The organism is Stappia sp. WLB 29 (genome assembly GCF_023507705.1).
GTDB lineage: Bacteria > Pseudomonadota > Alphaproteobacteria > Rhizobiales > Stappiaceae > Stappia.
In genome coordinates this window covers 12,519-23,864 of record NZ_JALBGD010000001.1, presented here as the reverse complement: position 1 = coordinate 23,864, position 11,346 = coordinate 12,519, and the positions used below count along the sequence as shown (strand labels likewise).

9 protein-coding genes are annotated in these 11,346 nt (G+C 65.3%); 2 read left to right on the top strand and 7 right to left on the bottom strand.

From position 1 onward, the window contains the following. Nucleotides 1-47: 47 nt before the first annotated feature. The 7 genes from MNI96_RS00090 to MNI96_RS00060 form a co-directional block, all read right to left on the bottom strand. Entirely contained in the window at nt 48-1,400 is a 1,353-nt protein-coding gene (locus tag MNI96_RS00090) for a hypothetical protein (RefSeq protein WP_249689322.1), read from the bottom strand. A gap of 47 nt (nt 1,401-1,447) precedes the next feature. Beyond that, nucleotides 1,448-2,125, bottom strand: a complete 678-nt coding sequence (locus MNI96_RS00085) for a YggS family pyridoxal phosphate-dependent enzyme (protein WP_249689321.1) — start codon at nt 2,123-2,125, stop codon at nt 1,448-1,450. A gap of 42 nt (nt 2,126-2,167) precedes the next feature. After that, nucleotides 2,168-3,451, bottom strand: a complete 1,284-nt coding sequence (locus MNI96_RS00080; protein ID WP_249689320.1) for a TRAP transporter large permease — start codon at nt 3,449-3,451, stop codon at nt 2,168-2,170. Then, entirely contained in the window at nt 3,448-4,173 is a 726-nt protein-coding gene (locus MNI96_RS00075) for a TRAP transporter small permease (RefSeq protein WP_249689319.1), read from the bottom strand. The genes MNI96_RS00080 and MNI96_RS00075 overlap by 4 nt, the downstream gene beginning before the upstream one ends. Before the next feature lie 107 nt (nt 4,174-4,280). Then, nucleotides 4,281-5,321, bottom strand: coding sequence for a TRAP transporter substrate-binding protein DctP (gene dctP, locus MNI96_RS00070; protein ID WP_249689318.1), 1,041 nt, complete (start codon nt 5,319-5,321; stop codon nt 4,281-4,283). Between the two features lie 598 nt (nt 5,322-5,919). Then, nucleotides 5,920-7,593, bottom strand: a complete 1,674-nt coding sequence (ilvD, locus tag MNI96_RS00065) for a dihydroxy-acid dehydratase (protein WP_249689317.1) — start codon at nt 7,591-7,593, stop codon at nt 5,920-5,922. A 378-nt stretch (nt 7,594-7,971) separates the two neighbouring features. Next, the gene (locus MNI96_RS00060; protein WP_283776270.1) at nt 7,972-9,018 is read right to left on the bottom strand and encodes a LysR family transcriptional regulator; all 1,047 of its coding nucleotides are present in this window, start codon (nt 9,016-9,018) and stop codon (nt 7,972-7,974) included. A 535-nt stretch (nt 9,019-9,553) separates the two neighbouring features. Between MNI96_RS00060 and MNI96_RS00055 the strand changes: the two genes are divergently transcribed. Together MNI96_RS00055 and MNI96_RS00050 are read left to right on the top strand one after the other, a co-directional pair. Then, nucleotides 9,554-10,702 (top strand): acyl-CoA dehydrogenase family protein, encoded by a 1,149-nt coding sequence (locus MNI96_RS00055; RefSeq protein WP_249689316.1) that lies wholly within the window; start codon nt 9,554-9,556, stop codon nt 10,700-10,702. 329 nt (nt 10,703-11,031) lie between these two features. Continuing rightward, nucleotides 11,032-11,304: an acyl carrier protein gene (locus tag MNI96_RS00050; RefSeq protein ID WP_139111194.1), complete on the top strand. Its 273-nt coding sequence runs from the start codon at nt 11,032-11,034 to the stop codon at nt 11,302-11,304. Nucleotides 11,305-11,346: the final 42 nt, after the last annotated feature.

The following is an 11,346-nucleotide window of genomic DNA, read 5'->3' as shown; positions in this document are numbered from 1 at the left end:
ACGCAATTCCAAACGGAAAACAGGTTCCCGCTTCCCCTGGAATTGCTTCAGAGATCGTACCGGCCCATCAACCAGGCGAAATACTGGAAGCGGTTGCCGAGGAAGCGCTCGGCCTTGCCCCACATCTCGTCGTCGGTGATGTCGCTCGGATACTTGCGCCCGACCGCGCTGCGCTCGAACAGCGGCCGCAGCAGGGTCAGCGCCAGGATGTAGAAGAGGTCGTGGTCCATCTTGTAGGACTTGCGCCGGTCCCCGTCCCAGCCGCCGAGAATGTCGTCCCGGTGCTTGGTCAGCAGCGCCAGATGCGGGATGAAGTAGCCCCACAGGCGGCGGGAGATGGTGCGGATCTCGGCCTCCGGCACGTCCGGGAAATAGCCGGCGATCTTCGCCGCGATCGGATCGAACTCCATCAGGTTGTCGATGGTGTATTTGCCGAGCGCGGTCGGATAGCCGATCTTGCCGACCATCCGGTAGATGGCGCTGGCCAGGTCGCGCCAGGACTGCATCGCCTTTGCCGTCGGCGGCAGGTTGTTGATGTCCTGCACGGAATCGAGGTCGATCAGGAACAGCCGCTTGCTCTCGACCGAGTAGACGAAATTGCCCCAGTCGCCGGAATAGCGGTAGAGCTCGGCCAGCGAGAAGTCGTGCAGCAGCTTGCCGGCCTCACGGGCGAGCTTGCAGATGACGGCAAGGCGGACGCGCTCGTCGTCCGGGTCGCCCTCCACGCCGAGCGCCTCGCGGATGCCGTCGTAATGGGCGTCGAAGGCGGGATCGCTGCCGCGCGCCATGCCGGCGCCGAACAGGATCTCCGAGATGCGGTAGGAGGCGGAGCCGGGCGAGAGCGTCAGCACCGCGCCCATCGGCTGGTCCTGGAAGGTCAGGTTGCCGCCGTATTCGATCACCGCCAGCGGCGCGATGGTCGGCACGCCGTGGCGCACGAGGCGCTCGGCGGACCAGAACTCGCGATGGGCCCGCTCGTGGACGATGCCGCCGATCGGGCTCGGCGAGCTGTAGGCGTATTTGTATTCGCCCTCGTTCGAGATGCCGAAATGCGGATAGGTGACGAGATATTCCAGCAGGTCCGTCAGCGGCGGCACGGGATCGTTGCCGGCATCGTCATGCAGCTTGTTGGAATATTCCGCATCGCCCGGCAGGATCGGGTTCCAAAGGCCGACGCCCTTGAGCTTGGCCGCATGGAAGGTGACGGAAGGGTCGTCCTTCAGCGCGATGGGCTCGTTCAGGCTTTCCCAGGAGCCGCGGCCGCGCCGGGTGAAGGTCGGCACATGGCCGTTCCAGCTGGCGATGTCGAGCAGGCGCTGGAACTCGCCGTCCGAGATGGTCAGGCCGTCGAACTGGTGGGTGATCCGGTAGTCCAGCTTCTGGTGAGCGTTGATATTCATCTGGTAGGATCCTGAATTCAAAAAGGAAAAGCCGAGTCAGACGTGGGTCAGGCATACGTCCTTGCGCCGAAGATTGCCGAGCCGACGCGCACGCTGGTGGCGCCGTAGATCACCGCCTTCTCGTAGTCGCCGGACATGCCCATGGAGCGGCGGGCAAGCCCCGCCTTGTCGGCGAGCGCGGCCAGCAGCTCGAAATGCGGCGCCGGGTCCTCGCCGGCCGGCGGGATGCACATCAACCCCTCGATGGTCAGCCCGTGCACGTCGCGGCAGCGCTCGACAAAGGCGATGGCCTCGTCGGGATCGATGCCGGCTTTCTGCGGCTCGCGCCCCGTGTTCACCTGCACGTAGAGGCGTGGGCTGCGGCCCTGGCGGGCGATCTCGCGGGAGATCTCGGCGGCGATCTTTTCCCGGTCGACGGACTCAATCACGTCGAACAGCGCGACCGCGTCCTTCGTCTTGTTGGACTGCAGCGGCCCCAGAAGGCGCAGCTCGATGTCGGGGAACTCGGCCTTCAGCGCCGGCCATTTCTCCTGCGCCTCCTGCACCTTGTTCTCGCCGAACACGCGGCAACCTGCAGCGATCACCGGGCGGATCGCCTCCGCGTCGAAGGTCTTGCTGACGGCGACCAGCGTCACCGGGCCGGGATTGCCCTCGCGCACTTCCTCCGCCGCCGCGATCTTCTGCAGCACTGCCGTGAGCCGCTCCACCGATTGATCCTTGGTCATGGTCTTCACTCTCTGTGTGACGGTTGTCGAAAGGGACGGCGCCTACATGCCGACTGCGAACATGCGCGGCACCAGGAGGGTGATGGCGGGGAACAGCGCGCACAGCACCACGATCACCACATGGGCGAAGGCGAAGGGCAGCGACTCGCGCACCGCGCTTTCGTATGGGGCGTTGGCTATTCGCGCGGCCGTCATCAGGGTCAGCCCGACGGGCGGGGTGATGTTGCCGAGGTTGAGCGCCAGCAGCATCACCATGCCCGCATGCAGCGGGTGGAAGCCGAGCTCGACCAGGGCGGGAGCGAGCACCGGCACGGCGATGATGATCGCCGGCAGAACGTCGATGAACATGCCGATGACGATGAGCAGTGCTGCGACCGCGAGGATCTGCACCACCGGATTGTCGCTCATGCTGGCGATGGTCTCGGCCGCTTGGCGGGCGATGCCGGAGCGGGTGACGAACCAGCCGAGCACGTTGGACGCGCCGAGCAGCAGGAACACCACACCGCTGAAGCTGACGGTGGAGACGAGCGACTCCCAAAGGTCCTGCCGGCTGAGCCGGCGATAGGCGAAGCCGCCGAGCACCAGCGCGTAGATGCAGGCGATCACCGAGGCCTCGGTCACCGTGGTCACGCCGCTCAGCACGCCGCCGAGAATGACCAGCGGAATGCCCATCGCCGCCAGCGCGCTGAGGCCGGTCGAGACGATCACCGAGAGCATCACCCGCTGGTGGCTGGCATAGCCGCGCTTCCACGAGATGATGCCGCTGACGACCAGCATGGCGAGGCCCATCATCAGACCCGGCACGATGCCGGCGGCGAAGAGGCCGAGGATCGAGATGTCGCGCAAGGTCGCCGCGTAGGCGATCATGATGATGCTGGGCGGGATGATCGGCCCGACGATGGCCGAGCAGGCCGTGATGGCGGCGCAATAGGCGGCGCTGTAGCCCTCCTTGCGCATGGAGGGGATGAGCGTGCGCCCGATCGCCGCCGTCTCGGTCACCGCCGCGCCGGTCAGCCCGGCGAACATCAGGCAGGTGGTGACGTTGACATGGGACAGCGCGCCCGGCACCCGGCCGAACAGCGAGCTGGCGAAGGCGATCAGCCGCTCGGTCAGCCCGGCGCGGTTCATGATCTCGGCGGTGATGATGAAATAGGGCACGGCGATCAGCACGTAGCCCGATACGCCGGAGTAGAAGCGGTCGGCGAGGATGCCGAGGAAATCCGCCCCGCCGATGGAATAGGCGCCGACCATGCCGGCGGCCGTCAGCACCAGGCCGAGCGGCAGGCCGATGAACATCAGCACGATGAAGGCGACGGAGGCGCTCATCCCGCGGCCTCCGCGATGCGGCGCGCCGGCTCCGGACCGGCCTCGCGCCCGCCTGTGCCCGCCGTGTCCGGATCGCCCGCGACCGTCGGCGGCCCGTCGCCGAACTCCAGCTCCGCTTCCGCCGCCTCGACCTCCTCGGCCGCCGCGCTGATCGCGCCGCGCTCTTCCAGAAGGGCCATGCCGTCGACGAGGTGCAGGCACAGGATCGCGCCGGCCACCGGCACGGAGGCCGCCGTCCAGTGATGCGCCACCTGCAGGCTGGGGGAGATGATGTAGAGGTTGGTCGCCTCGCGGAAGAAGCCGAAGCCGTACCACAGCAGCGCCAGGGCGAAGAGGCCGATGGCGACAAGGTTCACCGCCTGCGCCAGGCGCGCGGCCCAGCGGGGCAGCCGCCGTGCCACGGCGAGGATGGCGATATGCTCGCCATACTTGAACGCCACGGTGATGCTGAGCATGCCGAGCCAGGGCAGGAACAGGCGGAACAGCGACGGACGGGTATTGGCATAGGCGAAAGCGAGCGGCCCGCTGTCGAACAACGAAGCATGACCGAGCCGCCCCGCAAGCGCCAGGCCCAGCTCCAGAACGATGCCGGCCGCAGAGACGAGCAGCATCACGGCGAGCAGGACCGCGCAGACGAGAATGGTCGCACGGTTGACCGTGTCGCTGGCCCGGCGCAGGGCGCCAAGCAGCGCTCCCGGCCCGATGGAGGTAATCGTGCTCATGAGTTCGGTCCCGGTCGGCTGAGGCGATGTCTTGAACGGGGCTGGCGCGCGCGTCCGCGAGAGGCAGGCGGCGGCCGGACACGCCCCGTCGCCGCCTGCCATCCGCGTCAGTCGAGATAGAGCTCGACGGCGGAACGGTTCAGCTCGTCATGAATGCGCGAGACTTCGGCGCGCAGATCGTCGTAGAGCGAGGCCTTCTCGCCGAACTCCGCCACCAGCCACTCGCGATAGAGCGGCTGCGAGATGTCGCGCATGCGCTGCTTCTCCTCGTCGGAGAGGATGTGGCACTGCTCGAACTTGTTGCAGGAGTTCACCCAGCCGACGACGGTGATCTGCGCGGCGATGCCATGGGCCATCGCCACCGCCTCGCGGGCGGAGGTGATGACGATCTTCTTGTAATTGTCGGGCAGCTGCGAGAACCAGGCCTCGCTGACGCTCCAGGTGATGGTGTTGTAGACGTGGCCGCTCCAGGTGGTGAAGTCGGTCACGTCGTAGAACTTGAAGATGTCGTTGACGCCCGGCGCGTGGAAATGGCCGTCGACCAGGCCGGTGGCGAGGCCCGTCTGCAGCTCGCCCCAGGGCAGCGGCGTCGGCGAGGCGCCGAGCGCACGCATGATCGTCATGTGCGCCTGGTTTTCCTCCACGCGGATGCGCAGGCCCTTCAGGTCCTCGACCTTGGTGATCAGCCGCTTGTTGTTGGCGAAGGCGACGAAGCCGCCGCCGTCGTCCAGCGTGCCGAGATAGCGCAAGCCGCTTTCCTGGACCATCGGCTTCATGAATTCGGCGAACCAGGGGCTGTCGAAGAAGGCCCAGGCCGTCCGGTAGTCGGGAAACAGGAACGGCGAGGTGATCATCTCGTAGTTGCGGTAGAAGGAGGCCTGCGTGCCCGAGCCCAGCATGACCGACTGGATGGTCTTGCCGACGCGGGTCTGCTGCGCGGCTTCGACCTCGCCGCCGAGCGCGCCGTTGCCGAAAATCTGCACGTCGATGTCGCCGCCCGTGGCGCTCTCGACCAATTGCTCGAAATGCTTGAGGGCCGGCGCGGTCTCGTTGTTGGTCAGGTCGTCCGGGTAGAGGTGCGCGATCGTCATGGTGTAGCTGGCGGCCTTTGCCGGAACCGCAAGGCCGGGAACCAGCGCCAGCGCCACGGCTCCGGCCAGCAGCAGCGACCGCGCACGCCCCAGTCGGGAGGTGCCCGACGGTTTCTTTTTCGCGCGCAGGGGAACTGCCGACCCTGCCGTTTCGTTACTTGCATCAAGGAAGCAACAACACCACTCTTCAGCCGACATAGTTTCCCCTCCTCAAGCGAATATTATTCTACTCGATTGTAAATTGAGGATAGGAAACGGCCTTGAGCCGGTCTAATTCTATTTTTCTATTTCTTGTGACTATTGCAACATGCATCTTCGTAACTGGAAAGCGACACGCACAAATACCAACGGCCGGGATCTTCCGACCCCGGCTGACAGTCTGGCATCCTGGGCCAGGATCTACTGCCTGACCTTGCCGACCCGGATCGACCGGCTGGTTCCTGGCCCGGGTCTCGTCCGCCCGTTCCGGCCGTTCGGAAAACCTGCCCGTCCAGCCACCGGCACCGTCCCCCCATCAACCGGATGGTGCGGCGACCGGACGGGCATAGAGCGGGCTGCGTTCCGGTCGGACCGCCGTTCCGCTCTATCTCTTTTCGTCGGCGCCTTTCCGCATGCGGGGCGGGCAAGCCCCGCCCCGAGGCAGTTCAAGGCGCCGTCAGCCCGTCACCGCGCCCTTGTTGGCAGGCAGGGCGAGCTGGGAGAACTTGCCGAGCACGCCATTGCGGTAGCGCGGCTCCGGCTGGCGCCAGTTGGCGCGGCGGCGGGCGAGTTCCTCGTCGTCCACCTCCAGCTGCAGCAGCTGGCGCGAGGCGTCGATGGTGATCGTGTCGCCCTCCTCCACCAGGGCGATGGTGCCGCCCTCATAGGCTTCCGGCGTGACGTGGCCGACCAGCATGCCCCAGGAGCCGCCCGAGAAGCGGCCGTCGGTGATCAGGCCGACGTCGGCACCGAGGCCTCGGCCGATGATCGCCGAGGTCGGGGCCAGCATCTCCGGCATGCCCGGGCCGCCGCGCGGGCCGAGATAGCGCAGCACCAGCACGTCGCCGGGGCGGATGCGGTCGGACAGGATCGCATCCATCGCCGACTGCTCGTCGTCGAAGACGCGCGCCGGGCCCGTGATCGAGGTCGACTTGAGGCCGGTGATCTTGGCGACCGCGCCGTCCTCGGCCAGGTTGCCGCGCAGGATGGCGAGATGGCCTTCCGGATAGAGCGCCTGCTCGATCGGCCGGATCACGTCCTGGTCGGCGGGCGGGGCATCCGGCACATGGGCCAGTTCCTCGGCGAGGGTCCGGCCGGTGATGGTCATGCAGTCGCCGTGGAGCAGGCCGGCATTCAGCAGGATCTTGAGGATCTGCGGCACGCCGCCGGCCTTGTGCAGGTCGACCGCCATATACTTGCCGGAGGGCTTCAGGTCGCAGATCACCGGAACCTTGCGGCGGATCCGCTCGAAGTCGTCCAGCGTCCACTCGACCTCGGCCGCGTGGCAGATGGCAAGGTAATGCAGCACCGCATTGGTGGAACCGCCGGTCGCCATCACCAGGGTGATCGCGTTCTCGACGCTCTTGCGGGTGACGATGTCGCGCGGCTTCAACCCCTTCTTCACCGCCTCGACGAGGACGCGGGCGGATTCGGCCGTGGAGTCGAATTTCTCCTGGTCGATGTTGGCCATGGTCGAGGAATAGAGCAGCGCCATGCCGAGCGCCTCGAAGGAGGAACTCATGGTGTTGGCGGTGTACATGCCCCCGCAGGCGCCGGTGGTCGGGCAGGCATTGCGCTCGATGCCCTCGAAGTCCTCCTCGCTCATCCGGCCGGCCTTGATGGCGCCGACCGCCTCGAAGGCGGAGATGACCGACAGGTCCTGGCCCTTCCACTTGCCCGGCTTGATCGTGCCGCCATAGACGTAGATCGCCGGGACATTGGCGCGGACGATGCCGATCATGCCGCCGGGCTTGTTCTTGTCGCAGCCGCCGAGCACCAGCACGCCGTCCATCCACTGGCCCTGCACCGTCATCTCGACGCAGTCGGCGATGACCTCGCGGGAGATCAGCGAGTATTTCATGCCTTCCGTGCCCATCGACATGCCGTCGGAAATGGTGGGCACGCCGAAAAGCTGCGGATTGGCGCCCGCCTCCTTGATCGCCTTCACCGCCACGTCGGCCAGCGGCTGCAGGCCGGCATTGCAGGGCGTGATCGTCGAATGCCCGTTGGCAATGCCGATCATCGGGTTGTCGAAATCTTCCTTGGTGTAGCCGAGACCATAGAACATGGCCCTGTTCGGCGAACGCTCGATCCCTTGCGAAATCGTCTTCGAACGCTCGTTGTATGGCACCCGCAGTCCTCCCTGGAAACGCGCGCAGCGCCGGTCCGCCGCATGTCCGGCCCGTCACGCAGGCCGCCTCCCGATCCGGACGGACACGGCCGGCCCTCCCGGCGTTCGCGAGCAGCCTCGGGAGAGTGGCGCAACCGCCTAAAATCCCACGCTGTTTCGTGTCCGCAGAAGGTGTGCCCGTCAGCTTTCCGGCGACGGTATCGCCTCGCCTTTCATTTCAGAAATATATTTGTCATGCGGTATTAGGTCATTTTAAGACTTAATCTCTGCCGCAGGACGGGGTCCCGGGCGCGCCGGGACGACGGCGGCGCCAGCCCTCCCAAGCCGGCGCCGACCCTCGTGTTTGCGTTCGATGATGCGGAAAGGGACGTCCCCGCGTCAGTCGAGCCGGCCGGCGTGGCCGTGGCCGTTCAGGTCGCGGCGGGCATGGACCAGCGCCGCCTCGGGCAGACCGACGCCGGGCGCCCCTCCGCCCAATCCTTCGCCCAGCCCTTCGCCCGTACCGCCGTCCTCTTCCCCGGCCTGTTCGCCGAGGCCGCGGGCGATCTCCACCAGGCGCAGCACCGTCGGCGAAGGATCTTCCTTGCGCCACACGAGGCCGGTCTCGATCACCGGCGGCTTGCCCTCCAGGCCGACATAGCGCACGCCCATGCGCCCCAGCCGGCGCAGCGAGCCGGGCACCAGCGCAAAGCCCATCCCGGCCGAGACCAGGCTGATGATGGTCTGCATCTGGATCGCTTCCTGGCCGATGACGGGCTCGATGCCGTGGGAGGCGAAATAGGTGGTGATGATGTCGTGGAAGGCCGGGGCCGAGCGCCGCGGGAACAGCACCAGCGGCTCCTCGGCGACGTCCTGGATCTTCAGACGGCCATTGACGATCTCCACGCGCCCGGCCCGCACCCACTCCTCCGGCACGGCCGCCACCAGCGGCTCGTGCAGCAGCGGCAGGTAGGACAGCGAGGTGTGCAGGGTCTGGTGCAGCGGAATGATCAGCCCGGCATTGATATCGCCCTGCATCAGGGCCTCGACCTGCAGGTCGCTGGTCATCTCCTTCAGCGTCACCTTCACCTCCGGGAAGGTGACGCCGTAGTGGCTGATCAGCTCGGGCAGCAGGTTGTAGTCGGCCGTCGTGACGAAGCCGAGCTTGAGCGAGCCGATCTCGCCGCGGGCGAGCTGGCGCGCCAGCCCCGGCAGGGCCTCCACCTCCTGCAGCAGCTTGCTCACATGGGACAGAAGGTGCTCGCCGACCGGCGTCAGCGCCACATTCCGCTTCGTCCGCTTGAACAGCGTGACGGACAGTTCCTCCTCCAATGCCAGAATGGCCTGACTGAGCGGAGGCTGCGTCATACAGAGCCGCTCCGCGGCCCTGCCGAAATGCAACTCCTCCGCAACCGTTACAAAGAACTTGAGCCTTCTCAGATTCATTGCTTGCCTTCTGCTCCCTAGGATTGGCCGATTTTTGCTGTCCCCAAAAATTCGAACGCAAACCTTTATATGGCAAAAATATATATTTCTCGACACGAACGGAAAGTTGTATTGTGGTTGTAATTAAAATTAGTTTCTCGTTTCAGGAGTCCATGCAATAAACGAAATCGCATTCCAATGCAGAGAACACGAAATGGGGAGGAGCTTATGGCATATGTATTTCGTATCAATGACGCGAAGAGTTCGAATTTGAGCTCCATCAAAGAATAAACCTCCCGATAAGATCACTGTCACTATTATCAATGAAGTTTTCGTCAGGGGAAGATTCTGCCCCGGGCAACGGCGAAGCCATGCCTTCGTCCGTCGTTCGAGGCCGCCTTCCTGCCCGGCGAAACCTGCAGCCGCCATCCAACCACCAGCCGGACGTCCGCGCAAATCCCGCAAGCCTCGTCCGGCCGGTGATCCGAGCCTGCGGCTTTCGTCCGCCCGACGGACCGCCGCCGCCAGACCCATTACCTGACGACGAGGAGCGCAGATGGACTTCAGCTTCACTCCCGAGCAGGAGGCCTTCAAGGAGAAGGTCGTCCGCTTCGCAAAGGACGAGCTCAACGAGGGCGACCTCAAGCAGCGCGATGCCGAATGCATCCTGTCCCGCGACCTGTGGCGCAAGATCGCCGGCTTCGGCATTCTCGGCCTTCCCTTCGAGAAGGCCTATGGCGGCGCCGAGCAGGACATCATCACCACGGTGCTGGCCATGGAGGCGCTCGGCTACGGCTGCCGCGACAACGGCCTGCTGTTCAGCATGAACGGCCAGATGTGGACCGTGCAGATGCCGATCGCCCAGTTCGGCACGCCGGAGCAGAAGGACAAGTACCTGCGCGGGCTGATCGCCGGCGAGCTGATCGGCGCCCACGGCATCACCGAGGCGGAGGCCGGCTCCGACGTGATGAGCCTCGGCACCACCGCGACCCGCGACGGCGACCACTACGTGCTCAACGGCGCCAAGGTGTTCTGTACCAACGGGCCGGTCGCGGACGTCTTCGTCATCTTCGCGACGGTGGACAAGAGCGCCGGTTCGCTCGGCCTCACCGGCTTCATCGTCGAGCGCGACACGCCGGGCCTCACCATCAGCCCGAACCGCCGCAAGATGGGGCTGCGCACCTCGCCGATGGCCTGGCTGACGCTGGAGGACTGCCGGGTGCCGGTCACCGCGCGCATCGGCAAGGAAGGCCAGGGCGGGCGCATCTTCAACAATTCCATGGAGTGGGAGCGCAGCTCGATCCTGGCCAACCTGGTCGGCGCCATGGAGCACCAGGTCGAGCAGTGCGTCGCCCATGCCAACAAGCGTACCCAGTTCCGCAAGCCGATCGGCAAGTTCCAGTCGGTGTCCAACCGCATCGTCGACATGAAGCTGCGGCACGAGACCTCGCGGCTGCTGCTCTACAAGGTGGCCTGGCTGAAGAAGACCAAGGGCAGTTGCCCGATGGAGGCGGCGCTTGCCAAGCTCTATCTCAGCGAAGCCTGGGTCGCCTCGTGCCAGAATTCCGTCGTCATCCACGGCGGCTACGGCTACATGGCCGACTACGAGGTGGAGCGCGACTTCCGCGACGCGGTCGGCAGCCTGCTCTATTCCGGCACGTCGGACATCCAGCGCACCATCGCCGCGCGCGCCCTCGGCCTGTAGCCCGCCCGCCTTCCCTCCCCGCGCCCGGCGTTGTTCTTCGCCGGGCGCGGACTGCAGTGCAACATGAAACTTCTCTGGCATTTCTACGTATATTCAAAATCAAAACGCATATCAGTCGATAGAAATTCAGTCAGAATAGCGTTATTGACTTGCCATTCTTGCTCAATAATCTCTTTCCGTTAGGAAAATTTCTCAAAATAACAAGAATATCCATTCAGTCACTGTGCGACTGACAGGGCGCCGACGGGTATCGCCGCCGCCCGAACGGACTGCAACGGCCGGGCTCTCCCTGCGGAGAGCCGCGACAGCCTGATGGAGGAGATAAGCCCGTGAGTGCACCCGACCTGATGAGCGTACAGAAGAACCTGCTCGCCTACCTGATGGAAAACTCCGGCGTCAACGTGTCGGGCGGCATCGACCCGGAAGAGAACCTGCTCGACAGCGGCATTCTCGACTCTCTCGGCATCGCCGAGGTCACCGAATACATGGAAAAGGAATTCGGCATCGCCATCGACGAGGACGAGATCACCTCGCAGAACTACAAGACGCTGAACGCGCTCTCCGGTTTCTGTCACAGCAAGATCACGTCAGCCGCGGCCTGAGGACTTTCGTCCACACGGTCCGGCGCCCGAGGAATGGCGACA